Origin of the sequence: Flavobacterium sp. ARAG 55.4 (assembly GCF_051846875.1) — a bacterium.
GTDB lineage: Bacteria > Bacteroidota > Bacteroidia > Flavobacteriales > Flavobacteriaceae > Flavobacterium > Flavobacterium plantiphilum.
On record NZ_JBPYCT010000003.1, the window covers coordinates 73739 to 100714 of the forward strand.

The 26976-nt window shown below is 33.7% G+C and carries 26 protein-coding genes and 1 tRNA gene; 10 read left to right on the forward strand and 17 right to left on the reverse strand.

What is annotated here, in order from left to right; translation table 11 throughout:
* Positions 1 to 3 precede the first annotated feature (3 nt).
* Positions 4 to 75, reverse strand: a tRNA-Glu gene (locus ACSV4D_RS04290).
* A 97-nt stretch (positions 76 to 172) separates the two neighbouring features.
* A complete protein-coding gene (gene proS / locus ACSV4D_RS04295; protein WP_439227284.1) occupies positions 173 to 1651 on the reverse strand; it encodes a proline--tRNA ligase in 1479 nt (492 codons plus the stop codon).
* 101 nt (positions 1652 to 1752) lie between these two features.
* Here proS and ACSV4D_RS04300 point away from each other — a divergent pair, with 101 nt between their 5' ends.
* From ACSV4D_RS04300 to ACSV4D_RS04320, 5 genes are all read left to right on the forward strand, one after another.
* Positions 1753 to 2664, forward strand: a complete 912-nt coding sequence (locus tag ACSV4D_RS04300) for a hypothetical protein (RefSeq protein ID WP_439227285.1) — start codon at positions 1753 to 1755, stop codon at positions 2662 to 2664.
* A gap of 21 nt (positions 2665 to 2685) precedes the next feature.
* On the forward strand, positions 2686 to 4221 hold the full coding sequence (locus ACSV4D_RS04305) for an OmpP1/FadL family transporter (RefSeq protein ID WP_439227286.1): 1536 nt from the start codon (positions 2686 to 2688) through the stop codon (positions 4219 to 4221).
* Between the two features lie 215 nt (positions 4222 to 4436).
* The gene (gene rimO / locus ACSV4D_RS04310; RefSeq protein ID WP_439227288.1) at positions 4437 to 5750 is read left to right on the forward strand and encodes a 30S ribosomal protein S12 methylthiotransferase RimO; all 1314 of its coding nucleotides are present in this window, start codon (positions 4437 to 4439) and stop codon (positions 5748 to 5750) included.
* A 29-nt stretch (positions 5751 to 5779) separates the two neighbouring features.
* Positions 5780 to 6268: a hypothetical protein gene (locus tag ACSV4D_RS04315; RefSeq protein ID WP_408081470.1), complete on the forward strand. Its 489-nt coding sequence runs from the start codon at positions 5780 to 5782 to the stop codon at positions 6266 to 6268.
* 31 nt (positions 6269 to 6299) lie between these two features.
* Positions 6300 to 7202, forward strand: a complete 903-nt coding sequence (locus ACSV4D_RS04320; RefSeq protein ID WP_408081469.1) for an N-acetylmuramoyl-L-alanine amidase — start codon at positions 6300 to 6302, stop codon at positions 7200 to 7202.
* Positions 7203 to 7355: 153 nt separating this feature from the next.
* On the opposite strand, the gene ACSV4D_RS04325 is transcribed toward ACSV4D_RS04320, so the two are convergent.
* The 3 genes from ACSV4D_RS04325 to ACSV4D_RS04335 form a co-directional block, all read right to left on the reverse strand.
* A complete protein-coding gene (locus tag ACSV4D_RS04325; RefSeq protein WP_439227289.1) occupies positions 7356 to 8381 on the reverse strand; it encodes an outer membrane beta-barrel protein in 1026 nt (341 codons plus the stop codon).
* 507 nt (positions 8382 to 8888) lie between these two features.
* The gene (locus ACSV4D_RS04330) at positions 8889 to 11081 is read right to left on the reverse strand and encodes a B12-binding domain-containing radical SAM protein (RefSeq protein ID WP_439227290.1); all 2193 of its coding nucleotides are present in this window, start codon (positions 11079 to 11081) and stop codon (positions 8889 to 8891) included.
* 224 nt (positions 11082 to 11305) lie between these two features.
* Entirely contained in the window at positions 11306 to 12583 is a 1278-nt protein-coding gene (locus ACSV4D_RS04335) for an MFS transporter (protein WP_408081466.1), read from the reverse strand.
* Between the two features lie 107 nt (positions 12584 to 12690).
* On the opposite strand from ACSV4D_RS04335, the gene bshC reads away from it, so the two are divergent.
* On the forward strand, positions 12691 to 14280 hold the full coding sequence (bshC, locus tag ACSV4D_RS04340) for a bacillithiol biosynthesis cysteine-adding enzyme BshC (RefSeq protein ID WP_439227291.1): 1590 nt from the start codon (positions 12691 to 12693) through the stop codon (positions 14278 to 14280).
* A gap of 97 nt (positions 14281 to 14377) precedes the next feature.
* Positions 14378 to 14797, forward strand: coding sequence for a nucleoside-diphosphate kinase (locus tag ACSV4D_RS04345; RefSeq protein WP_408081464.1), 420 nt, complete (start codon positions 14378 to 14380; stop codon positions 14795 to 14797).
* Positions 14798 to 14942: 145 nt separating this feature from the next.
* On the opposite strand, the gene ACSV4D_RS04350 is transcribed toward ACSV4D_RS04345, so the two are convergent.
* The 12 genes from ACSV4D_RS04350 to ACSV4D_RS04405 form a co-directional block, all read right to left on the reverse strand.
* A complete protein-coding gene (locus tag ACSV4D_RS04350; protein WP_439227292.1) occupies positions 14943 to 15239 on the reverse strand; it encodes a DUF721 domain-containing protein in 297 nt (98 codons plus the stop codon).
* Positions 15220 to 15663, reverse strand: coding sequence for a hypothetical protein (locus ACSV4D_RS04355; protein ID WP_439227293.1), 444 nt, complete (start codon positions 15661 to 15663; stop codon positions 15220 to 15222). Before ACSV4D_RS04355 ends, ACSV4D_RS04350 begins: the two co-directional genes overlap by 20 nt.
* A gap of 192 nt (positions 15664 to 15855) precedes the next feature.
* Positions 15856 to 16239 carry a hypothetical protein gene (locus ACSV4D_RS04360; protein ID WP_439227294.1) on the reverse strand — a complete coding sequence of 128 codons (384 nt, stop codon included), beginning with the start codon at positions 16237 to 16239 and terminating at the stop codon, positions 15856 to 15858.
* 240 nt (positions 16240 to 16479) lie between these two features.
* Entirely contained in the window at positions 16480 to 17433 is a 954-nt protein-coding gene (ftsY, locus tag ACSV4D_RS04365; RefSeq protein ID WP_408081459.1) for a signal recognition particle-docking protein FtsY, read from the reverse strand.
* Positions 17434 to 17560: 127 nt separating this feature from the next.
* Entirely contained in the window at positions 17561 to 17713 is a 153-nt protein-coding gene (locus tag ACSV4D_RS04370; protein ID WP_073244765.1) for a DUF4295 domain-containing protein, read from the reverse strand.
* Positions 17714 to 17785: 72 nt separating this feature from the next.
* Positions 17786 to 17968, reverse strand: a complete 183-nt coding sequence (rpmG, locus tag ACSV4D_RS04375) for a 50S ribosomal protein L33 (protein ID WP_016988713.1) — start codon at positions 17966 to 17968, stop codon at positions 17786 to 17788.
* 30 nt (positions 17969 to 17998) lie between these two features.
* Entirely contained in the window at positions 17999 to 18235 is a 237-nt protein-coding gene (rpmB, locus tag ACSV4D_RS04380) for a 50S ribosomal protein L28 (RefSeq protein WP_035660225.1), read from the reverse strand.
* Positions 18236 to 18310: 75 nt separating this feature from the next.
* Entirely contained in the window at positions 18311 to 19564 is a 1254-nt protein-coding gene (locus ACSV4D_RS04385; RefSeq protein WP_439227295.1) for a competence/damage-inducible protein A, read from the reverse strand.
* A 109-nt stretch (positions 19565 to 19673) separates the two neighbouring features.
* Positions 19674 to 20018 carry an Hpt domain-containing protein gene (locus tag ACSV4D_RS04390; protein ID WP_408081457.1) on the reverse strand — a complete coding sequence of 115 codons (345 nt, stop codon included), beginning with the start codon at positions 20016 to 20018 and terminating at the stop codon, positions 19674 to 19676.
* Positions 20018 to 20629: a fumarylacetoacetate hydrolase family protein gene (locus ACSV4D_RS04395; protein WP_439227296.1), complete on the reverse strand. Its 612-nt coding sequence runs from the start codon at positions 20627 to 20629 to the stop codon at positions 20018 to 20020. Before ACSV4D_RS04395 ends, ACSV4D_RS04390 begins: the two co-directional genes overlap by 1 nt.
* Positions 20630 to 20721: 92 nt before the next feature.
* Positions 20722 to 21492 (reverse strand): exonuclease domain-containing protein, encoded by a 771-nt coding sequence (locus tag ACSV4D_RS04400; protein ID WP_408081454.1) that lies wholly within the window; start codon positions 21490 to 21492, stop codon positions 20722 to 20724.
* A 117-nt stretch (positions 21493 to 21609) separates the two neighbouring features.
* The gene (locus ACSV4D_RS04405; RefSeq protein WP_439227297.1) at positions 21610 to 22908 is read right to left on the reverse strand and encodes a dihydrolipoamide acetyltransferase family protein; all 1299 of its coding nucleotides are present in this window, start codon (positions 22906 to 22908) and stop codon (positions 21610 to 21612) included.
* 359 nt (positions 22909 to 23267) lie between these two features.
* On the opposite strand from ACSV4D_RS04405, the gene ACSV4D_RS04410 reads away from it, so the two are divergent.
* From ACSV4D_RS04410 to ACSV4D_RS04420, 3 genes are all read left to right on the forward strand, one after another.
* Positions 23268 to 24290, forward strand: coding sequence for a T9SS C-terminal target domain-containing protein (locus ACSV4D_RS04410; RefSeq protein ID WP_439227298.1), 1023 nt, complete (start codon positions 23268 to 23270; stop codon positions 24288 to 24290).
* A gap of 58 nt (positions 24291 to 24348) precedes the next feature.
* Positions 24349 to 26211: an ABC-F family ATP-binding cassette domain-containing protein gene (locus ACSV4D_RS04415; protein WP_439227299.1), complete on the forward strand. Its 1863-nt coding sequence runs from the start codon at positions 24349 to 24351 to the stop codon at positions 26209 to 26211.
* Positions 26212 to 26348: 137 nt separating this feature from the next.
* Positions 26349 to 26975 carry a carbonic anhydrase gene (locus tag ACSV4D_RS04420; RefSeq protein WP_408081450.1) on the forward strand — a complete coding sequence of 209 codons (627 nt, stop codon included), beginning with the start codon at positions 26349 to 26351 and terminating at the stop codon, positions 26973 to 26975.
* The last annotated feature ends 1 nt before the right edge of the window (position 26976 follow it).

Consider the following 26976-nt stretch of genomic DNA (forward strand, 5'->3'; position numbering starts at 1 on the left):
TTGTAGTCCGTGGGGGAATCGAACCCCCCTTACCAGGATGAAAACCTGGCGTCCTAACCGATAGACGAACGGACCATTGCGTTACATTGTGCAGTGCATTTCTGTATTGCGGTTGCAAAGATACAACTGTTTTTTAATTGCGCAATAGCTAACACAAAAAAAATTATTTTTTTTAATATGCTTTAGCAAAAAACACTCTTTTAGCAGACGGATTCCCAGTAAACACGCAGGATCCGGCTTCTTCAACAGCCTCAAGAGGAATACATCTGATAGTAGCCTTAGTTAACTCTTTAATCTTCTCTTCTGTTTCTGCAGTTCCATCCCAATGCGCTGATACAAAACCACCTTTGTTCTCTAAAACTTCTTTAAACTCATCAAAACTATTTACCTCGGTAATATGAGTTTCTCTGTAATTTAATGCCTTATTAAACAAATCAGACTGAATTTGCGCTAATAATTCGCTAATATATGTTGTAATGCCGTCTTTAGATTTCACTTCTTTAGTCAAAGTATCTCTTCTCGCCACTTCATAAGTTCCATTTTCAAGATCCTTTGGCCCGACAGCAATTCTTACCGGAACCCCTTTTAATTCCCATTCTGCAAATTTAAATCCTGGTTTTTGTGTAGTTCTATTATCAAACTTTACCGAAATTCCCAGCTTTCGCAAATCAGCAATTAATTTATCTACTTCAACAGTTATCTGAGTCAATTGTTCATCCGTCTTATATATAGGAACAACAACAACTTGGATTGGAGCTAAATTTGGAGGCAACACCAATCCCTGATCGTCAGAGTGCGTCATTACCAACGCTCCCATCAATCTTGTAGAAACCCCCCAAGAAGTTCCCCACACATATTCTTGTTTCCCTTCTGCATTGGCAAACTTCACATCAAATGCCTCAGCGAAATTCTGACCTAAGAAATGAGAAGTTCCTGCCTGTAGCGCTTTCCCATCTTGCATCAAAGCTTCAATACAATAGGTCTCTTCAGCACCAGCAAAACGCTCTGTTTCTGTTTTTAATCCCTTAACAACCGGAATAGCCATAAAATTTTGAACAAAATCAGCATACACATTCATCATTTTTTCTGATTCTTCAATAGCTTCCTTTCTTGTTGCATGCGCCGTATGCCCTTCCTGCCATAAAAACTCCGCAGTTCTCAAAAACAAACGCGTACGCATTTCCCATCGCACCACATTGGCCCATTGGTTAATTAACAAAGGTAAATCTCTATAAGATTGCACCCAACCTTTATAAGTAGACCAAATAATAGCCTCACTGGTAGGACGAACAATAAGTTCTTCTTCCAGTTTAGCATTAGGATCCACCATTAATTTTCCTGGTCTTTCAGGATCATTTTTTAATCTGTAATGTGTTACCACAGCACATTCTTTAGCAAAACCTTCGGCATTTTTCTCCTCGGCTTCAAACATGCTTTTAGGAACAAACAAAGGAAAATAGGCATTCTGATGCCCTGTTTCTTTAAACATCCTGTCTAATTCAGCTTGCATCTTTTCCCAGATAGCATAACCATAAGGCTTAATAACCATGCAGCCTCTAACTCCTGAATTTTCGGCTAAATCAGCTTTTACAACCAGCTCATTATACCATTTTGAATAATCTTCTGATCGCGTAGTAAGGTTCTTACTCATATTGAATAGTTTGGCACAAATTTTGTTTTGTTTTATTTAACTAAATAGTTTGGCAAAACTAACTATTTTTGTAATGTCCAACAATAAAAAACCCAATAGATATGAAAACTAATATTTTTCCATTCAGAAAAGCAAAAAATTATCTTTATATTGGATTACTAAGTCTTTTTATGATCTCTTGTGGTTCCTATCAAAATAGCTCCTATTACGAAAGTGATGGTATATACAGTACCTCAACTGACCTAAGAATAGAAAGAAGAAATACAAATTCTGATAATTACTACAAAGACTATTTTAATTCCTTACAAAGCGACAGTGAATCTGAAATCATTACAGATATTGACAAATACAGTGATTTCGACTCTGTTAATAACGATTCTTACACCGGCTATGCCGGCTGGGGAGATAACCAAACCGGAACTATAGTAAATATTTATCCAGATTACTGGGGAATGAATTATGGATTTGGATGGAATAACTGGGGATGGAACAATTGGGGATGGAATAATTGGGGAATGAACTACGGTTTTGGCTGGAATAACTGGGGCTGGAATAACTGGGGAATAAACTATGGATTTGGCTGGAACAACTGGGGTTATAATAATTGGGGCTGGAATAACAATTACTATTACTACAACAGACCCAACTACTCTACTTATACACCAACCAGAAGAAGATCTGTAAGCAACTCTGCTAATTACTCTTCCGGAAATAGAACTTACACTCCAACCAGAAGTTACTCAACAGACCGTGTTAATTCCAGAAGACCAACATTTACAAACCCAAGAACATACAACAGAAACAACCCCACAAACAGCAACAATCAGACTACGACAAGAAGATCTGCAACCCAAAATACCACCACGACAAGACAGCAAAGCAACTATTCAAGAAACGAAAGCTATACTCCTTCCCGATCTTACAGCAGTCCATCCAGCAATAGCGGACGTTCTTATGGCGGAAGCAGCAGCGGTGGCGGAGGTTCAAGATCATCCGGAGGTGGCAGAAGATAATAACCATTTAAAACCTACACAATGAAAAAATACTTATATTTAATCTTAGCAGGGTTTACATTTAGCGCTGTACAATCTCAGGAATTAGTAGATGCCTTAAGGTATTCTCAGGATACCCCCAACGGTAGTGCACGTTACAGAGCCATGAGCGGTGCCTTTGGAGCATTAGGAGGTGATTTATCTTCGTTGAATGTGAATCCGGCCGGTAGTGCTGTTTTTAACAATAACCAACTTGCTTTTTCTTTTAGCAATGTTGATACTAAAAATAAATCCAATTATTTTGGTACTAACATGACAGGAAAAGACAACTCCTTTGACATCAATCAAGCTGGGGCTGTGTTTGTTTTCAACAACCGTAGTCAAAGCGATTGGACTAAAATAGCATTAGCCATAAATTACGAACAAACAAACAATTATGACAACTCGATAATTTCTGCAGGTACTAATACTACCTATTCTGTTGGTGATTATTTTTTATACTATGCTAATGGCGACTCCAGAAAAAATCTGGCAGCTGTTCCATTAGGCAACATTCGAAACTTTGATTATTACCAATTAGACTATGTCAAACAACAGGCTTTTTTAGGCTACGAAGGCTATCTGATTAATCCGGTAACGGAAGACGACAACAATGCGCAATACACCACCAACGTACCACAAGGAGGCAATTACTATCAGGAAAACACCATTACTTCAGAAGGATATAATGGAAAACTTTCTTTTAACGCAGCTACATCTTATAAAGACAAACTGTATCTGGGACTAACCTTAAACTCTCATTTTACTGATTTTAGACAAAATACCTTGTTTTACGAAGATAACGATAATGCCAATAACAATATAGTAGACTTACTAAATACCTCATTTGAAAATGAAATTTATACGTATGGGTCTGGATTTTCATTTCAACTGGGTGCTATAGCAAAATTAAATGACGAAGTACGTGTAGGACTTTCTTACGAGTCCCCTACCTGGAACAAATTTAATGATGAAATAAGACAAAATCTTTTCTCTACAATTCAAAATTACGAAAACAACAATAATCCTAATGAAGAGGTTATAAATCCAGATTCATTTCAAACAACAATATACGACACTTATAAATTAAAAACACCCGGTAAAATCACAGGAAGTATTGCTTATGTTTTTAACAAAAAAGGATTAATCAGTTTGGACTATGGTTATAAAGATTACAGTAGTATAGAATATTCCATGGAAAGAGACACCAGAAATACTTATATTAATTCAGATATTTCAGAACAATTAAGAGGAGCTTCTGAAATAAGAGTGGGTGGAGAATACAAAATTGAAAGATTGAGTCTGAGAGCCGGTTACCGTTTTGAAGGAAGTCCATATAAAGACAAAACTACTGTGGGTGATTTAAATGGATTTTCAGCAGGTCTGGGTTATAATTTTGGGGGCACAAAAGTTGATCTTTCTTATGCTTACGCCAAAAGAAATTCGCAACAAGGCTTCTTTAGCCAGGGTTTTAAAGACGGAGCCAGTATCGATGCAATCAACAACAGCGTTTCTTTATCTGTATTATTTGAACTGTAATTACTGACAAAATAATTTGAAGAATAACCGTCTTGTCTTTGATAAACAAGGCGGTTTTTTTTAGCCCTGATGGCAGCGACATCCTTTCCTGCCGGTGTTTGGCAGGAAAGATACAGCGAACAGCAGGATTAGCTCCTGAAAACCGCACTAAAACACCCTCAAAGTAATATTCTTTGAATAAAAAAACGTAATTTTGCCATCCAATTTACAAATCTATGAGAACCAAGTCTTTAAAAAAGAACAAAATAAACGTAATTACCTTAGGGTGTTCAAAAAACATATATGATAGTGAGGTATTAATGGGACAACTTCGCGCCAATGGAAAAGAGGTGGAACACGAAGCTCCTGTTGAGAGAGAAGGAAATATTATTGTGATCAATACTTGTGGATTTATTGATAATGCTAAAGCAGAATCAGTAAATATGATTCTGGAATATGCCGACAAGAAAGAAAAAGGTCTGGTTGACAAAGTTTTTGTAACAGGATGTTTATCGGAAAGATACCGCCCTGACTTGGAAAAAGAAATTCCGAACGTAGATCAGTTTTTTGGAACTACCGAATTACCTCAGCTACTAAAAGCACTTGGCGCTGATTATAAACATGAATTATTAGGAGAACGTTTGACAACAACTCCTAAAAATTATGCCTATTTAAAAATTGCCGAAGGCTGCGACAGACCGTGCAGTTTTTGTGCTATTCCCATTATGCGCGGAAAACATGTTTCGCAACCTATTGAAAAACTGGTTAAAGAAGCTGAAGGTCTAGCCTGGGATGGAGTAAAAGAATTAATACTGATTGCTCAGGATTTGACCTATTATGGTCTTGATATATACAAAAAAAGAAATTTAGCCGAACTTTTAGAAGCTCTGGCAGCTGTTGACGGAATTGAATGGATTCGTTTACACTATGCCTTCCCAACCGGTTTCCCAATGGATGTTTTAGATTTAATGAAGCGCGAACCTAAGATTTGTAATTATATTGATATTCCGTTACAACACATTTCTGATTCAATTTTAAAATCAATGCGTCGCGGAACAACTCAGGCAAAAACAACCCAATTATTAAAAGATTTCAGAGCAGCTGTTCCCGGAATGGCTATTCGTACCACTTTGATTGTAGGATATCCGGGAGAAACACAGGAAGATTTTGAAATTCTGAAAGATTTTGTTCAGGAAATGAAATTTGACCGAATGGGATGTTTTGCTTATTCGCATGAGGAAAACACACATGCTTACTTACTAGAAGATGATGTTCCGGATGATGTAAAGCAAGCCCGTGCTAATGAAATTATGGAATTACAGTCGCAAATTTCATGGGATTTAAATCAGGAAAAAATTGGACAAACATTTAAATGTATCATTGACAGAAAAGAAGGCGGACATTTTGTAGGCCGCACCGAATTTGACAGTCCTGATGTAGATAACGAAGTATTGATAGATGCTTCTCAATTTTATTTAAAAACAGGTGATTTTGCAATGATTAAAATTACTGAGGCAACAGAATTTGACCTTTACGGAGAACCAGCATAAATTTAATTTTAGCTTTAAAAAAAATAAACATGAACAAGACACAATTTATTTTTGTATTAACGTTTATATTATTATCCATTAATACAGCTTTTGCTCAATATGGTTACGGAAACGGATATGGTAATGGTTATGGCAACGGTTACGGAATGGGAAGAAACAGCATGGGAATGAGCCAAATGGATCAGACACCATCAAAACCTAAAGAAATTCCGGTTGAAGTTACTGTTGCCAAAATAATGGAAAAGCTAAAGCCTGAATTAAATCTGGATGAATTACAAACTATTGCTATTGGAAATGTTTATACCGACATTATCAAATCGCAAACTGCCATTATGAAAGACGAAAATTTAAGTCAGACCGACAAATCAAATGAAATAAAAGCTCTTTTTGAAGTTAACGAAAGAAAAGTAAATGAATACCTGAACGAAGAGCAGAAACAAAAATACAAAGCACTAAAAGAAGAACGCGGAACAAACAAAAAAGAAAAAAAGAAAAAATCAAAAAAGGAAAACAATTAGTTTTCCTTTTTTAATAAAATAGCTTTAAAAAATGAATAAACATCTTAGTTATTTAATTACTGCAGCGATTATTACATCCTGCTCCACGAATCCGTATAAAAAGAGCGAGAAAGAATATTCTACAAAATTAAAATCTTTACAGGTTGAAATGGCAGTCAAAAAACCTGAGCCTTTACCTGCAGTTGATAAAGTTGTAATAAGTATTGACAGTGCTTATTCTAAGCAATTATATACTTTTAAAGACAGTATATTTAAAATAGGTTCTACACAGTTAAATAATGGAATCCAAACCGAATGGATCAGCACCGTCAATTTTAATCTTCGTAAGCCTAACTTTATTATCATTCATCATACTGCTCAGGATTCTGTTCAACAAACAATTAATACATTTACAAAAGAATTTACACAAGTAAGCGCCCATTATATAATTGCCGATGATGGCCATGTAATACAAATGCTAAATGACTATTTGCGTGCCTGGCATGCCGGAGCAGGCTCCTGGGGAAAAAACACCGATATTAATTCAGCTTCTATCGGAATCGAATTAGACAATAATGGTATCGAACCCTTTTCTGAGGCACAAATTACAAGTCTTATGGCATTATTAAGCAAATTAAAAAAAGACTATAATATTCCACCTCAAAACATTATAGGCCATTCGGATATTGCTCCAACGCGAAAAAAAGATCCAAGTGCTCAGTTCCCATGGAAAGTTTTAGCTGAAAATGGTTTTGGAATCTGGAAAGATGATATACTTCCCTTAGCACCATTTGATTTTAATCCTGAATTAGCTTTGCGAATCATTGGTTATGATACTAAAAATTACAATGCTGCCATCACTGCTTTTAAATTACACTATATGCCCCAGGAAGTGAATGCTGTTTTAGATCAAAATACCATAAATACTATTTACTCTATTTATCTGAAGCAATAATTAAGTTGCTTTAAAAAAAAATTTAAAAAGTCTTTGAAGCTCAGGTTTCAAAGACTTTTTAAATTTAACAAACAAAAAACTGCCAAGACCTTTAAAAGAATCCTGGCAGTAAAAAAAATTATATTTTAATCTAAATTTGAGATTTAGTTATTCTTAGAATCCATAAACTAAAGCGACAGAAGCTTGAGCCGCAGATTTTGTCGGCATCATGTCTGAATCCATGAAGTTATCTTCTTTAGCTGAATCTAATCTGAATTCAGGAATTACAGTTAATCCACCTGCTTTTAAGTTAGCTGACAATGTAAAAGCTGTTACTGAATTGTCTGCAGAAAGACCAATCATACCATCAGCTTCTTTTGCTTTAAAATACTCAGCACGTAATCCTAATCCAAAGTTATCAGTTATAGCTACTGCAGGATACAAAGCAACACCTGTATAACCATAATCACTATCTCCAGCTGAAGACCAATCAGCAGCATTCAAACCTAAACTAAATTTATCAGACAATTGGAAAGATGCTGTTAAATCTACGATAGTACCGCTTACAGAACCATCCATGAAGTTCAAATAAGCACTTACACCTTCTGTAGGAGTTATAGACAATTGAGCTCCTAAAGCGTTTAATCCTTTAAATGGATCTGCAGAATATACGTTCCATTGATCGTTAAAAGCTCCTACCATCAGACCTACTTTATCAGAGAAAGCATAATTCGCTTTTACCCCTGCATTTTGGAATGGTCCGTTAGTAAATAAATAAGATGTTGAATAATGGAAATTAGCCAATGGTGAAATCACCTCATAACCAATAAAAGTTCCCATAAAACCTGCTGTAAAGCTTAATTTATCTGTAGCGGCATAAGTCGCATACAAATTCTGAATGTGGAATGAATTATCATCTGCTCCATCACCATTTAAGATGGATTGGTATTGTCCTCTTGGTCCAAAAGAAACCTCACCCACGAAAGAAGTTTTACCTGTTGTTTTCTTTAAAGCAATATCAATCATACCTAAAGAAACAGAATTCTGATCGCTTGCAAAACTAGTTCCAATATTAGGCACTTTTGCAAAATCATATTTGTAATAAAGATCAGCAGAACCTGAAATTTCCAAAGGTGTGTCTTGTGCAAATGTCATGCTTCCTGTCAGCGCTAAAGCTAAAATAAAAATTACTTTTTTCATGTTGAATTTTGTTTTGGTTATTTAAATTATTTTTACTTAAAAAGAGATATTAACATATTATTCTCAACATTTAACATGTTTTTATCCTTTTTGTTGAAGCAAATTTATCAACTTTTACTTTTACAAAAATGAAAAATTATAACTTTTTACTGATTTTGACGTCGAATTATCAAAAACCGCAAATCAAATAAAAAAAAATACATTTTCCTTATTTTTCAATATCAAAAAAATGATTATTCTCATGTTTAAAAAAGACAAACCCCTCAAAAAACAGACATAAAATCATAAATAAGCCTAAAAAAACTTAAAAATCTTAAAATAAACTACAATCAAAAACAAAAGACCCTTCAAAAAACAGGGGTATACCCAAAAACAATACATAAAAAACAAAAGTAATATAAACAACAAAACCTCCTAAAAGGAGGTTTTGTACTGAAAAATAAAAATAAGTATCGTGATTAGAGGAATTGAAAGTAATAAATGTAAAATACCTAAAATACTTTTCTGCTATAAGATTAAAAGTCCTGACCGGCGTAGTGTATTAATAGCTTTTGAATACCAGAATAACTCAAAATCTTCTAAATACAATTCAAAATCAGCTTTCACTTCCTGAAAAGTATAAATTTTAGCACTCGAAACAGTAATCTTTTGCAAGATATCCATCAGCCACTCACCCTCAGCCTGGTTTGTTTGAATAATGAAACTTTCCTTCTTATCATGAAATGTCAGCGCAAGCATTCCCCAACTGTTTCCTTTTTTAGATTTTGTAAAATATTCCGCAAGAGGGTTTCCTCCAAGCCAAACTACCTTGGCATTTGGCTTAACAGAAAAATCAGCTGTTTCCTGTAAAGCATTAAAAATAAAATCCGGATGAATTTTAGTTTTAGGAATTTTAAAATCAAACCATTCCTGTAGTTCAAAATCAAAACAAATGCCGTGCATATAATTAAAGAGTGATTTTTTAAGTCCAAAACTGAATTTATCGTGGTCAATCCCTGTTGCATCTGTATAATTAATATCATTATTAGCAAAAGTTCCAATAGTTTCGGTTTCTTTAACTACACCAAATTTCTCCGGGTATAACCCAACAGGACTGTGTGCTGTCATGGCAAACTGATGCCAAAATCCCGATTGCAAAATTCCGGCTTCAAACAATTGACGCACCATTTCAAGACTATCCACTGTTTCTTGTATGGTTTGTGTAGGATAGCCATACATTAAATAGGCATGTACCATAATACCCGCTTCGGTAAAATTCCGGGTAACACGGGCTACTTGTTCCACAGTTACTCCTTTATCTATTAATTTCAACAATCGATCTGAGGCCACTTCAAGTCCTCCGGAAACAGCTATACATCCGGAAGCTTTTAATAACCAAGCTAAATCCTGCGTAAAACTTTTCTCAAATCGAATGTTCGTCCACCAGGTAACGGATAATTTTCTTTTCAAAATTTCCAATGCCAAAGCACGCATTAAAGCCGGTGGAGCAGCTTCATCAACAAAATGGAATCCGTTTTCTCCCGTTTGCGCTATCATTTCCTCCATTCTATCGCACAATAAACTAGCCGCTACAGGCTCGTATACCTTAATATAGTCTAATGAAATATCGCAAAACGTACATTTTCCCCAATAACATCCATGTGCCATCGTCAATTTATTCCATCTTCCGTCGCTCCACATACGATGCATCGGATTCACAATTTCGATAACTGAAATGTATTTGTCCAATAACAAATCTGAGTAATCGGGTGTTCCTACTTGAGATTGTTTGTAGTCTGACTTCGTTGAATTGTTTTTATAAACGACTTTACCATCTTCTAAAAGAAAAGTTCGCTTATAACTGACTTCTACAGGATCAGTCTGACAAACGGATTGAACTATCAATTCAATGGGAACTTCGCCATCATCTAAGGTGATATAATCAAAAAATTCAAAAACACGGGCATCCGAAAGCGAACGCAATTCGGTATTAGGAAAGCCTCCTCCCATTGAAACTTTAACTTCAGGATAATGCTTTTTTACCCATTGCGCACTTCTAAATGCTGAATATAAATTTCCAGGAAAAGGAACCGATATTAAAAATAATGTCGGCTGAATAGTTTCGATTCTTTCTTTTAAAATAGAAAGAAGTATATGATCTATATAGGTAGGTTCTTGTTGTAAAGCATCGTACAATTCGTCAAAAGAATTAGCACTTCGACCTAAACGTTCAGCATAACGACTGAAACCAAAATTAGCATCGACACATTCTACAATAAAATCAGAGATATCTTCGAGATACAATGTCGCCAAATGTTTCGCCTTATCCTGAGTTCCCATCGTACCAAAAGCCCAATCCAATTCTTCCAATTGTGCAAAACGGGACGCTTCCGGCAGATAATCTTCCTGACAAATTTGCAATGCCAAGGTTGGATTTTTTCCTTGCAAAAAAGCAATAACCGAATCGATGGTTTTAATGTATTCGTCTTGAAGAGCGAAAATTCTTTTACAGTTGTCAGTTGTTGGTTGATGGTTATTAGACTGAAACAAATCAGTTAATCCTTCTTTCGAAAACAATTTCAAAATCACTTCAATTCCTAAATCAGCCTGAACGGAATCGATATTTTTGGTGTTTAAAAACCCTTTAATATAGGCTGTTGCCGGATATGGTGTATTCAGCTGTGTAAAAGGCGGAGTGATGAGGAAAAGTTTGGTTTTCAAAGGGAATTGTTTTGTGCAAAAATAGGAGTTATTTGGGGATTTTTGGCAAAATGATTCCAATGTTAGTTTTATTATTTCGAACTTTTGTTCTGTAAATATTTAACTACATAAAGAACATAAAAGTCATTTTAGTTTAAAAATATAATCTTAAAACACAAAAGGCTCAACGTTTTAAACTTTGAGCCCTTTGTATAAATATCCATAAACTTTATATTCAAATAATCTTAAAACTTATGTTCCTGCCTGCTAATCACCAACAACGAAATTAAGGAAATAACAGCAGCAACAGTCAGATAAATACCTACTGCTACAATTCCATAGCTTTCAGCTAATTTAATTGCAACCATTGGTGCAAATGCAGCCCCTAAAATCCCTGCCAGGTTAAACGTCAATGAAGCACCTGTATATCGAACGGTGGTCGGAAATAATTCAGATAAAAAAGTTCCCAGAGGACCATAAATAAATCCCATCAATGACATTCCTAAACACACAAAAAAAGTAACCATTACAATATTAGCTGATGTTAAAAATAACGGAAAGAAGAATCCAAAAACAGCAATTGCAATAGTGGTATAAATTAACATTTTGCGACGACCAATTTTATCGGCAGCCAAAGCTGAAACAGGTATAAAAATAGCAAAAAACAACACTGAGAACAACTGAATTAAAAGCGCATCTCTGTTAGAAAACCCCAAACCTTTAGTATTCCAATTCAGCATAAAAACAGTCATCAGATAAAAAACTAAAAAAGTGGTAATAGCCGCCAGAGTTCCAAAAATCAACTGATTTTTATACTGTTTGAAGACAGCTACAAAAGGAACTTTAACCTCTTTTTGTTCTTCTTTTGAATTTTCAAATGCAGGGGTTTCTGAAATTTTTAATCGGATATAAAAACCTACCAACACTAATAACGAACTGGCTATAAAAGGAATTCTCCATCCATAATCCATAAAAGCTTCGGGACTCATAGAATCCGTTAATAATAAAAAAGTTCCGCCTGAAAGTAATAAACCTATTGGCGCTCCTAACTGCGGAAACATTCCGTACCAGGCGCGTTTGTGTGGCGGTGCATTTTCGATAGCCAGCAATACAGCTCCACCCCATTCGCCTCCTAAGCCTACTCCCTGACCAAAACGACAAAGCATTAGTAATATGGGAGCCAAAACCCCAATACTTGCATAACCAGGTAAAAAACCAATACTTACAGTTGAAATTCCCATAGTCAATAAAGCTACAACCAAAGTAACTTTCCTACCTACTTTATCTCCGTAATGTCCAAATACTGCTGAACCCAAAGGCCTTGCTAAAAAAGCAATTGAGAAAGTAGCCAGGGACTCTAAAGTAGAGACAGTACTGTTTTCTCCCGGAAAAAACAATTGAGGAAAAACTAATACCGCAGCATTAGCATAAATATAAAAATCAAAAAACTCAATTGTAGTTCCAATTAAACTTCCTAAAAGGACATGTTTTAAAGAGTTGACCTTTGTTGACACTGCTTTCATTTTTAAAAATTCTGGGTTAAAATCCAGCAAAAATCACCCTTATTTTTGAAAGCTACAAATATTTAGTTCCAATATTTTTTGGTAATTTTACTCAAAAGTAAATAAACATGCCCAACGACTGTATCAGCTATCAAAAATCAGGATATTTTTCTCCTTTGATGAATGATTATTTAGATCAAAATCCGAAACTAAAATCCCTTTATAATAGATTCCCTACTCTTGAAAATTTTGAAGCTCAAATAGCCGAAAAACATGCCAATTTTAATCATAACAACAGAACAAATCTGGTTGCTGTGTTGCAAAAACAATATGCTGAAATAGAAATTTCCCATCAGACCCAGCAAAATATTGAGGCCTTAAAAGTAGAAAACACCTTTACAGTAACAACCGGACACCAATTAAATCTATTTTCAGGACCTTTATATTTTCTGTATAAAATCATTTCTACTATTAATTTAACCGCTGAGTTAAAAGTAAAATATCCTGCTTATAATTTTGTACCTATCTACTGGATGGCTACCGAAGATCATGATTTTGAAGAAATCAATTATTTTAATTTTAAAGGTAAAAAATTCCGTTGGAATAGAACAAGTACAGGACCTGTAGGACGATTATCGACTGAAGGCTTAGATGATTTTCTGGAAATATTTGCCCAAGAATTAGGTTCAAGTAGCAATGCTGAAACTTTAAAAAAATTATTTCAAGAAGCCTATTTGAATCATAACAATCTTGCTGATGCTACCCGTTTTTTAGCTAATAGCTTATTTGGCTCAGAAGGATTAGTAATTATTGATGCCGATGAAGCTGATTTAAAACAAAATTTCATTCCATATATTAAGGAAGAATTATTGCAGCAAACAGCTTATAAAAATGTAATTGCAACTACCGAAAAACTTACGGAATATAACATCCAAGTAAATCCTCGTGAAATCAATTTATTTTATATTGAAGATAATTTACGAGAACGTATTGTTTTTGAAAATGCAAAATATAAAATCAACAATACTAAACTTGAATTTTCAGAAAGCGAAATCTTAGCATTATTGGAAAGTAATCCTGAAAAATTCAGCCCAAACGTAATCATGCGTCCGTTGTACCAAGAAGTTATTTTACCTAATCTTTGTTACATTGGCGGAGGAGGTGAAATTGCCTATTGGTTAGAACTAAAATCTTTTTTTGATGCAGTACAAGTTAGTTTCCCAATCCTGTTAGTTCGAAATTCCGTGCTTTTAGTAACCGAAAAACAAATAAAAAAAGCCGAAAAATTAGATGTAAGCTGGAGTGATTTATTCTCAAAACAAGAAGATCTTATTAACACCAAAGCTAAAATCCTATCCGAATTTGATATTGATTTAACGATGCTAAAAAAGCAATTACAGACGCAATTCAGCATCCTGAACGAAATCACGACAAAGACAGATCCTTCATTTGCAGGAGCAGTAAAAGCACAAGAAATAAAACAGCTAAAAGGACTTGAAAATTTAGAAAAACGACTACTTAAAGCTGAAAAAATAAAATTAAAAGACACTTTAACCCGAATAGCCGATTTGCAAAATGAATTGTTCCCTAATCAGGGTTTACAGGAACGTCAGGCTAATTTTTCTGAATTTTATATTGAAAGTGGAAATAAGCTTATTTCTAAACTGACAGACCAACTCCAACCGCTTGAACAACGTTTTGATATTATCTCATTATAAAATTTAACAAATTAAAGCCATTTCAGCCTTAATTTATAGTTATTTCAAAGCTGAAACCATTAAAAAAAAGTTACTTTTATAAAAAAGAAATAATAAAATGACAACCAACAGAACTTTTACCATGATTAAACCCGATGCTGTCACTAATGGACACATTGGAAACATACTTGCAATGATTACAAATGCAGGCTTTAAAATTGTATCTCTAAAACTAACTCAACTTACTGTTGCCGACGCGCAGGCTTTTTATGCCGTTCACGCAGCAAGACCTTTTTACGGGGAATTAGTAGAATTTATGTCCAGCGGACCTATTGTGGCAGCTATTTTAGAAAAAGAAAATGCTGTTGCTGATTTCAGAACTTTAATCGGAGCTACCAATCCTGCCGATGCTGCCGAAGGAACTATTAGAAAATTATATGCCACTTCTATGAGTCAGAATGCTGTTCATGGTTCTGATAGCGATGAAAACGCAGCTATTGAAGGTAATTTTCATTTTGCCGGAAGAGAACAGTTCTAGTTTCCAGAAATTAGAATTCAGACTTATTAGCTTAAAAAAATTATAGCTTAAAAATAAAAAATCCCATATCACTTTTCAAAACGATATGGGATTTTTACTGCTATATGCAAACTGAAATCTGCCTTCTAATTTATAAAATCTGTAATTATCGCAAAACCACATCTTTCACCACATCTCTCCGTAATTCTTCATTAATCATCCTTATGATTTTAGATTTCCCGTGACTTAACTCTTCTCGCAACACAGATGATGTTAATTCCACATAAAGAGTACTGTTTTTTAAAACTACATTCCTGGTATAACTATTCACACCATTTCCCATTAAGTTTTGCCATGCTTCCTTCACATTAACATCATCCATGCCGGATTGTAGTTTATTAACCTGAATAATCTGCTTTAAAACATCACCTACAGTACTTTCATTATTTAGTCTCTTCGCCATCTTTCAATAAATTTACAGGTCCTGCTTTTTTATACTCGTATTCTTTGTTTTGATCGTTTTTAATACACATTTCCTCATCTGTTAGTTTAACTAACTCTTCGGTCCATTTAGCATAAGGTGTAGAATAATCCAGAAAAACTTGCTCTTTTTCAAACCTCACCTTTACATTTTCAAAATCTTCATTAAATAAAAATGTCCCATTAAATTGTGGTCTTACTTTTCGGCGAATTCCTTTGTTATTTGCAATTTCAAAATAATCAAAATTCTCATTCATTTTATACTCCTTGTCTTCACCTTCCTTAAAGCTCACTTTCTCTATTTCCCAATACCCATTTAACTTATGAATATCTTCAGGAGTGATTTTTTGTTGGCAAGACACTAAAAACAAGCATACAAAAAGAATTTTAAAACTATTTTTCATCATCATTTTATTTTTTAGAAGCATGTACCTGCTGTTCGCTAGATCTTTCATGCCAAACACCGGCATAAAAGGATGCCGCTACCATCAGGGCTGGAAATTTGAAAACAAAAATACATTTTGTTTCTCAAACAAAGTTAAGCGTATTAAAGTTAATCTGGCAAAAAAAAATATCTTGTACCAATAATTAAAATATCATTATTTAGCCAATTGATTTAAAGCTTCTTTCTTAGAGAATTTATACAATCGTTTGATAATCCAGATTAGAACTACAAACATGGTACAATTGAGTACTCCAATTAATACATGTGTTATATTATTTGGAAAAAGAAGAATAAAATCATGCCCTTTGATTGTAGCTGAATAACTGGAAACACAAAACGGAAATAAAAAAAGTCTGATTTTAATCCAGACATCCTGATGAATTCCTTGCTGAGAAGTAGATAGAATAAGAGCAAAACCTATAATAAAAGAAATTCCCAAGGCACTTGCCCAAAGTTTTAAAGATGGCTCGAAGTAAATGGACATCATAGAAAAATACCAAATAAGATAACACCACAATATTATCTTTGGAGTTTTCATATTCAAAACATATTTAAAAGTAGTCTTTTTCACAGAACATCATTTACAAACAAAGACTTCTAAAATATTCTATTTATTATTAATTCTTTTTTTAAATCCTAAAACAAATAGTAAAATGCCTGTAATTAATAAAATATAGTATAAAATCAGGAACTGATTTCTGACCAGATTCGCTATTACAAAACAAACCACACTTATCATGTACAGATAAATTGGAGCTATATTTTTAAACATATTATTTTATTTAAAGAAACTATCAATAAATTCAAATTTATTAAAGACTTGCAAGTCTTCAATTCCTTCTCCTACCCCAATGTATTTGACAGGAATTTGAAATTGGTCAGAAATCCCAATTACAACTCCACCTTTAGCCGTTCCGTCTAATTTGGTAACTGCTAATGAAGTTACCTCAGTTGCAGCAGTAAATTGTTTAGCCTGCTCAAAAGCATTTTGACCGGTAGAACCATCTAAAACCAATAACACATCATGTGGAGCATCAGCTACCACTTTTTGCATTACCCTTTTTACTTTAGATAATTCATTCATTAAATTTACTTTGTTATGCAAACGTCCAGCGGTATCAATAATTACAATATCAGCATCCTGAGCCACTGCTGATTGTAAGGTATCAAAAGCTACAGAAGCAGGATCAGAACCCATATTTTGTCTTACAATTGGCACATCAACTCTATCAGCCCAAATTTGTAATTGGTCAATTGCAGCAGCTCTAAAAGTATCGGCTGCTCCCAGAACTACTTTGTAACCTTGTTTTTTAAACTGATAAGCCAGTTTTCCAATAGTAGTGGTTTTTCCAACACCGTTAACTCCTACAACCATTAAAACATAAGGCTTTACATTAACCGGAATTACAAATTCGGTTGCTTCCCCGGTATTGGTTTCAGATAATAAAGCAGCAATTTCTTCCTGCAGAATCTGATTTAATTCTGCTGTACCCAAATATTTATCTTCAGCAACACGATTCTCTATACGGGTTATTATTTTTAAAGTAGTATCAACCCCTACATCCGAAGAAACCAGTATCTCTTCTAAGTTATCTAAAACATCGTCATCAACCTTAGACTTTCCAACAATAGCTTTGCTTAATTTTGAAAAGAAAGTAGTTTTTGTTTTCTCTAAACCTTTATCTAAGGTCTCTTTTTTATCTGAAGAAAATATTCTTTTAAAAAAACTCATCGTATATACAGTATTAATAACAAGAAGATTAACAAATAAACCCTCCTGCTTCTTTTAAAGAGTAAATATAGAAAATAAAAAAGCTACTTCCTGAAGAAAGTAGCTTTTCTATATATGCTTTTATGAATTATTTCTTTTTCAAGAATTCATCAACTAGTTCAGGTGCTAATATCGTTTCTACGAAAGTATAAGCGCCAGTTTTTGGAGATTTTACCATTTTGATGGCTTTTGATAATCTCTTAGAAGATGTTTGTAACGATGCTACGGTTTTCTTTGCCATGACTAATTATTTGTTTATTTAAATTTTAAATAATCTTCAAATGTTACCATTTGAGATTTTTAAAATCTCTTATTATTTAATTTCTTTGTGAACAGTTACTCTCTTCAATACAGGGTTGAATTTTTTAATTTCCAATCTGTCCGGAGTATTTTTTTTGTTCTTTGTTGTTATGTATCTCGAAGTACCTGCAACACCTGAAGTTTTGTGTTCAGTACATTCTAAAATTACCTGGATTCTATTACCTTTCTTTGCCATCTTGCTATATATTTATTTAGGAAATAAAGATTATTTAATAAATCCTTGAGACTGTGCTTTTTTCAAAACAGCGTCAATTCCATTTTTATTAATTGTTTTTATCGTAGATGCTGCTACTCTAAGAGTAATCCATCTATCTTCTTCTGGAAGATAAAAACGCTTTTTAACTAAGTTTACAGAAAACTTTCTCTTAGTTTTGTTCATAGCGTGAGAAACGTTATTTCCTACCATCGCTCTTTTACCTGTAAGGTCACAAACTCTTGACATTATACTTATATTTTATATTCGTTATTCAAAATCAGGGTGCAAAGAAAAGAAAAATAAACGGTTCAAACAAAAAAATCACAATACATTTTTAAAAATTTCTTTCTTTATCATTTCAAGGCTTTTAATTAATGCCCTATCTATCACTTTTTCACGGGGTTGACCAAAATTAAACTCCTCTACAATCACCTCATTTGGTGTAGCTAATGCTATAAAAACACTTCCCAATTCGGCTTTTTCGACTCCTTTTGAAGGACCTGCATTACCGGTTGTTGCGATAGCATAATCAGTATTCATTATTTTTTTTACATTCAATGCCATTTCAGATGCTACTTCTGCACTCACAACAGTATGTTCTTCTATTGTTTTTTCAGAAACTCCTAATATATTTATCTTAGTCTCAGTCGCATAAGAAACCACACTTCCTTTAAAATATTTTGAAGCTCCCGCCACTGATGCTAAACTTGCAGCTATCTGACCGCCGGTGCAGCTTTCAGCAGTTGCAATTGTTTTTCTCTCTTTTGTCAAAAGTCGGCCCACCACAACCTCTATTGTTTCATCCTCATCAAACCCTACAATTATATCATGGATTATTGCATCTAAAGAAGCTACATAAGATTCAATTGCCTGTTCTAACAATTCCTTATCTTTCCCTCTTGCCGTAAGTCGCAAGCGTACTCTTCCAGGAGCAGGTAAATAAGCTAACTTAATAAATTCAGGTAAACTATTTTCCCAATCTTCAATTCGTTCCGCCACCATACTTTCGCCTTGTCCGTAGGTTAAAATGGTTTTATGCATTATATACGGACGGTTGTATTCCTGAACTACTTTTGGAATAATCTCATTTTCTACCAAATATTTCATTTCAAACGGAACTCCCGGTAACGAAACAAAGACGGTGTTTTCTTTTTTCATCCACATCCCCGGAGCAGTTCCTACCTGATTGTGTAAAACAGTACAGCGTGATGGAACCAAAGCCTGATCTTTATTAATCTGGGTAATCGTACGTTTATAAAAACCTTCTATTAATTGGGTAACATGCTTTAGTACTGCCTGATCCACAATTAATTCATCTTCAAAATAATCACAAAATGTTTTTTTGGTAACATCATCTTTTGTTGGTCCAAGACCTCCCGTTATAATTACAAGATCAACCTTGTTTTGTAGTTTTGCAAAAGTATCCAGTATATGCTGCTTGTCATCAGTTATGGAAATCATCTCATTAATTTCTATTCCTATTTTATCTAGTGATTTTGCAATAAAACCGGAATTGGTATCAATAATTTGTCCAATTAAAATCTCATCTCCTATAGTAACAATAGTTGCTTTCATCTTTAGTATGCTGAAAATTTGAGTTTCTTATAAAATAAAATCAACACCCAAAAAAAATATTGAATGTTGATTCTTATTGTTATTTATGTTTATTTATAAAAAGAGCATTTTATAAATCAAAGTCTTTTTTAATTTCTTTAATAGCTTCTTTTACCTGTGATTTTATACTGTCAAAAGTATGTTCAATATCTTTTCGTTTACCTTCTGCTTTGGTCCAGGCTTCTACTTCCAGAATTTCTTCAAAAGCTACCGTCATTCCCAACAAATCTAATGTAGGTTTGATTTTATGTGCATAAGCATACGCATGCTTATGATCTTTCTTTTTGATGCCTTCCTTAATTTGTGCCAAATCTTCCGGAACATCATTCACAAATAAAGTCAGAATTTCATTTACAAATTCAGAATCATTATCTGAAATCGCATATACTTTTGATAAATTATAGTTTAAAGCCATTATTTTACTTGTATTCTAAATAGTTTTTTCCCTTCTAAAAATCCTTCCAAAACATCATTTGGCTGCACAGCTGCAACTCCTTTTGGAGTACCTGTAAAAATAATATCGCCAATTTTAAGAGTAAAATATTGTGAAACATAAGCTATTAACTCATCTATTTTCCACAACATCATATTTACATTCCCTTCCTGAACGATTTCATTATTATTTCTTAATTCAAAAGTAAGATTTTCTAATGAACTAAATTGTGATTTATGTAAAAAATCTCCAATTACAGCCGAACCATCGAAAGCTTTTGCCTTTTCCCATGGCAAGCCTTTGGATTTTAATTCATTTTGTAAGTCCCGTGCCGTAAAATCGATTCCAACACTTATTTCATCATAATATTTATGTGCAAACTTAGCATCAATATACTTTCCTACCTTATTAATTTTAACAATTACCTCTACTTCATGCTGTACATCTTCTGAAAATTCAGGAAGCACAAAAGGATACTGTTTCAACAATACCGCCGAATCCGGTTTAATAAAAATTACAGGTTCTGTTGGACGCTCATTTTGCAATTCTTCAATATGATTTGCATAATTCCGTCCGATACAAATTATTTTCATTTCTTTTAAGTTACTGAGTCACTGAGTTACTGAGCTTCTAAGAAAATGAGCAAAAAAACTCAGCAATTTAGAAACTTAGTTACTTAGAAACTTTATTTTGTATTTAACTTTCTTAATTTTATAGCTGTCAATACTTTTTTAGTATATAAAGGAAAATCAGCATTTTGTACCCAGCTAAAATAACCAGGTTCTCTTTCTAAAATTACATCTACCTTGACCCCTTTATGTTTTCCAAAAGTAAAGATTTCATCTCCGTCTTTATCAAAAGAAATCATTCCGGCAAAATCGGCTATTTTTTTTCTTGTTGTAAACTCAGACAATGATTTCATGTCGTTTTCCAAATCAGGATAACGCTCTAATTGTGCTTTTAATATTTCATAAGTCGCCATCGTATCTGCTTCAGCTGAATGGGCATTTTCTAAACTCTGACCACAATAAAATTTTAAAGCTGCACTCAAAGTACGCTCTTCTTTTTTATGAAATATAGTCTGAACATCAACTGAAACTCTGTTTTTCATATCAAAATCGACTCCGGCGCGAAGCAATTCTTCTGCCAGAAGCGGAATATCAAAACGATCTGAATTAAACCCAGCTAAATCGCTGTCTTTTATCATATTATAAACCTGAGTCGCCAACTCCTTAAAAGTAGGTTCATTAGCTACTTTTTCATCTGTAATTCCATGAACAGCGGTAGTTTGCGGTGGAATTGGAATCGTAGGATTCACCAGCCAGGTTTTACTTTCTTTGTTTCCGTTTGGAAAAACTTTAAAAATTGAGATTTCTACAATTCTATCCTTTCCAATGTCAATTCCTGTAGTTTCAAGATCAAAAAAGCAAATCGGTCTATTGAGTTTTAATTCCATTTTAAAAATATATAATTACAAATATAAAGTTTTGAATCTGATATAAACAACAGTTAAAAAAAGAAAACCCGAAAGTTATTTTAAAACTTTCGGGTATTTCACTCCTGTAATTTTATATCAAATTGTTCTTGTAATATCAAAAGCCTCTAAATATTCGGCTACTCTTTTCACAAACATACCACCTAAAGCACCATCAATAACGCGGTGATCATAACCATGGCTTAAAAACATTTTTTGTCTGATTCCGATAAAATCTCCTTCAGGAGTTTCAATAACCGCAGGAACTTTTCGAATAGTTCCCAATGCCAGACTACCTACTTCCGGCTGATTCAAAATAGGAGTTCCAAATACACTGCCAAAAGAACCTACATTGGTTACGGTATACGTTCCTCCGTTGGTATCATCGGGTTTTAACTTGCCTTGTTTAGCACGATTCCCTAAATCATTCACCGCTTTTGCCATTCCAACTAAATTCAGCTGATCAGCATTTTTGATTACCGGAACAATCAAATTCCCATTAGGCAAAGCTGCCGCCATACCTAAATTGATGTTTTTCTTTTTGACAATATAATCCCCATCAACCGAAATATTCATCCCCGGAAAATCTTTCAATGCTTTAGCAACAGCTTCCATAAAAATAGGCGTAAAAGTCAGTTTTTCACCTTCTCTTTTTTCAAATTCATTTTTATGTTTGTCACGCCATTTTACAATATTAGTAACATCTACTTCTATAAAAGAATACACATGAGCCGATGTCTGTTGAGAAGAAATCATATATCCCGCAATAAGCTTGCGCATTCTGTCCATTTCAATAATTTCATCTCCACCGTTTACTGAAACCGGCGCTGTAGTTCTAAAGAAATCAGGAACATCAGTCGCTTGTACAACTGCTTTTTGAGGTTTGTATTTTCTGTCTTTTAAATATTCTAAAATATCATTTTTAGTGACTCTGCCTTCGCTCCCTGTCCCCGGAATTTGTTCTAACTCCTCAACAGCAATTCCTTCGGCAGCAGCGATATTTTTCACTAATGGAGAAAAGAATTTTTCAGAACCTGAATTTGTTATTGATTCCGGAACAGCAACGGTTTCTTTTGCTGTTTCTATTGTTTTTGTTACTTCTTCAATTATTTCAGGAGCAATAGTTGTTTCGGTCTCCTCTTCTTCTTCATTCTCTCCTTCTGTTTCGATGATTGCAATAGTTTGCCCTACTTCAACCAAATCATCTTTTGAAAACAGTTGTTCTATTAAAACACCCGAAACTTCACTAGGTACTTCACTATCCACTTTGTCGGTAGCAACTTCTAGCACTGCTTCATCGGCTTCAATTTTATCGCCTACTTGCTTTAACCAGTTTGTAATGGTTGCTTCTGCGACACTTTCTCCCATTCTAGGAAGCTTTAATTCGAATCTTGCCATATTGTTAACCTAAAAGGTAGTTTTTAATTTCTGTTTGCGAAATTACTAAATTCTTAAAACATAAATTATATTAAATGTAGCTTTCCTATATTAATTATAACAAGCAACTCATTTTCAAACCAATAATACACATATTAATAAAAATCAATTGGTAAATACTGTGTTTTTTACAAATTCGATAAAAATCACAGTAAAGTAAACGACTGTTTTTTACCATAAATTAACCTTAAACACCCCATTGACCATGGAAAAAGCCATGTTTTATTTTCTTTTTCATTTCTAAAAGTAGTCATTTTTTTAAAAAAGAGAAAGCTTCTCTTAAGATGACAAAAGAATCAATTCATTAAAATCGCTTACTTTTGAAGTATAATAAAGCATCCGTTTTTAAATTATTGTATCCGTTGAAAAAAATATTCTTGTTACTGTTTCTGTTTTACATGAGCCAAATTCAATCTCAAATTTCCGGTTGTACAGACCCTTTATCCAAAAATTACAATCCACAGGCAACCCTTAATGACGGAAGTTGTCAGTATAAGAATAAAAAAATAAAGCCTTTTTTTTCAAAAAAACTCAGTGATACTATTGGAGAAACATCAGGTTTAATCGTCTTTGACACTTTATTATGGACTCATAACGATGATACCGATACCAACATTTACGGATTAGATACTTTAGGCGAAATTAAAAAGCAAATCAAACTCGAAAAAGTAAACAATACAGATTGGGAGGCGATTTCGCAAGACAGCAGCTACTTATATATAGGCGATTTTGGAAATAATTACCGAGGCAATCGTACCGATTTACATATTTTAAGAATTGAAAAAAAATCGTTCTTACTGAATGCTCCGGTGATTGACACCATCTTTTTTTCTTATGCTGATCAAACTGATTTTTCACAAGTAACTCCTAATAAAACCAACTTTGATTGTGAAGCTTTCATAGTTTCTAAAGACAGTATTTATCTGTTCAGTAAACAGTGGAGTTATAAAAAATCAAACATTTATGTACTGCCTAAAAAACCCGGAAAATATATTGCTCAATACAAACAAACTCTTAATATCAAAGGACTCGTTACTGATGCAAGCTATCTGGAAGATAAAAAACTAATAGCACTTTGTGGTTATACTAAAACGGGAAAAAGCTTTATTTATCTTTTATACGACTTTAAAAACCATGATTTTTTATCCGGAAATAAGAGAAAAATTAAATTAAAACTCCGCTTTCACCAAATAGAAGGTATTAGCACTCAAGACGGATTACAGTACTACCTTACCAATGAAAGTTTTAAAAGAAAACCCTTTATCAATGTCCCTCAAAAATTACATCAGCTGGATTTGAACAGCTATTTATCACATTATTTGAATAAATTCAAAAAGGATTAAAACAAACAATTCGTAATTAGTCGTTTAATAGTTTACTTTTGCCAAAAAAATTACAACTGTGAATTATTTATCTGTCGAAAATATATCCAAATCATTTGGAGAAAAAACGCTGTTTGAAAACATTTCTTTCGGAATTAACAAAGACCAAAAAATTGCCTTTATTGCCAAGAACGGTTCTGGGAAAACCACTATTATGAGTATTATCAATGGTTTAGACGAACCTGATACGGGGCAAGTAGTTTTAAGAAAAGGCATCCGTATGGCATTTCTTTCGCAAGACAATAATTTGCAAGACGAATTAACCATTGAAGAAAGCATTTTTGCTTCAGACAATGAAACCCTGAAAGTAATTGAACAATACGAAAAAGCATTAGAAAATCCTGAAGACGAAGAAGCCTATCAAAAAGCTTTTGATGCCATGGACCAGCACAATGCCTGGGATTTTGAAACCCAATACAAACAAATTTTGTTCAAATTAAAACTGGAAGATTTTAAACTAAAAGTAAAAAATCTTTCCGGTGGACAAAAAAAACGTCTATCACTTGCCATTATCCTGATTAACCGTCCAGATTTATTAATCTTAGACGAACCTACCAATCATCTGGATTTAGAAATGATTGAATGGTTAGAATCTTATTTTGCTAAAGAAAACATCACCTTGTTTATGGTTACGCACGACCGTTTTTTCTTAGAGCGTGTGTGTAATGAAATTTTAGAATTAGACAACGGAAAATTATACCAGTACAAAGGAAATTACTCTTATTATTTAGAAAAAAAAGAAGAACGAATTGCCTCAGAAAATGCAAGTATTGATAAAGCTCAAAATTTATTCGTTAAAGAATTAGAATGGATGCGTCGCCAGCCAAAAGCGCGAACAACCAAATCTAAATCACGTCAGGATGATTTTTATATCATCAAAGAAAAAGCACAAAGTCGCCGTAAAGAGAATAAAGTGGAACTGGAAATCAATATGGAACGTATGGGAAGTAAGATTATCGAGCTTCATAAGATTTCTAAGAAATTCAAAGACCGTATTATTCTGGATGATTTTAGTTTTGATTTTCAACGTGGCGAACGCATTGGGATTATTGGAAAAAACGGAACAGGAAAATCAACCTTCTTGAACTTACTTACCGGAACACTTCCTTTAGATTCTGGAAGAGTGGTTAAGGGAGAAACTATAAAAATCGGATACTACACACAAAGCGGAATCAACCCAAAACCAGGACAACGCGTTATTGATATCATAAAAGAATATGGCGAATTTATTCCTTTGGCAAAAGGAAGAATTATTTCGGCTTCTCAGTTATTAGAGCGTTTCCTTTTTGATGCTAAAAAACAATACGATTTTGTAGATAAATTAAGTGGTGGCGAATTAAAACGTTTGTATTTATGTACGGTTTTGATTCAAAATCCTAACTTCTTGATTCTGGATGAACCTACAAACGATTTGGATATTGTAACCCTAAATGTACTGGAAAGTTTCCTTTTAGATTATCCCGGATGCTTATTAGTAGTTTCGCACGACCGTTATTTTATGGATAAAATTGTAGACCACTTATTCATTTTTAGAGGTCAGGGTGTCGTTGAAAATTTCCCTGGAAACTATTCGGATTTCAGAGCTTATGAAGACAGTGCTGATGTAGCACAAAAAGAAGAAAACAAAGCCGAAAAGAAAGAATGGAAACAAAAAAATCCAACTGGAAATCTAACATTCAACGAGCAAAAAGAATTTCAAAAAATTGAGAAAGAAATCAAAGATTTAGAGATCGATAAAGCTAAAATCGAACAACTTTTTTCAGACGGTAAAGTTGCCGACGCCGACATCGAGAAAAAAGCTAAAGAATTAGAAAACATCATTGCCAAAATTGAAGCTAAAGAAGAACGCTGGTTTGAACTTTCGGCTAAAATGGAAGGATAATTAATTCCCGAACTATTTATAATGTCCTGACTTTTTTATTTGCAATATAAAAAGCCAGGACTTTTTTGTTAGATAACAGGATTGTATTTTATAGATTTATAATTACATCTTATCTTTGAAAAAAAAAAAAACAAAATATGGATATCAAACAAATTTTTGAAAACAACAAAAAGTGGATCGCTAAACAACTGCAAACTGATGAAACTTATTTTGACAAATTAGGCGCGGGACAAGCTCCTGAAATCCTATACATTGGCTGTTCTGACAGTCGTGTAACTGCCGAAGAAGTGATGGGTTTACAGCCGGGCGAAGTTTTTGTTCACAGAAACATTGCCAATATGGTTCCTAATACTGATTTGAATTCAATGTCAGTTATTAATTATGCGGTGAGCCATCTAAAAGTAAATCACATTGTTGTTTGCGGACATTACGGATGTGGTGGGGTTTTAGCTGCGATGCAACAATCTGATTTGGGGATTTTAAATCCTTGGCTGAGAAACATCAGAGATGTATATAGAATTCACCAGCAAGAACTGGATGCTATTACTGACGAAGCAGAGAAATACAAAAGACTGGTTGAATTAAACGTACAGGAACAATGTATTAATGTAATTAAAACTGCCGAAGTACAAAAAGCAAATACCGAGAGAAATTTAAAAGTGTACGGTTGGATTTTTGATCTTCATTCCGGAGAATTAATCGATTTAAAGATCAATTTTGATGAGATTTTAAAAGATATTACTAAAATTTATAAAATATCTTAAT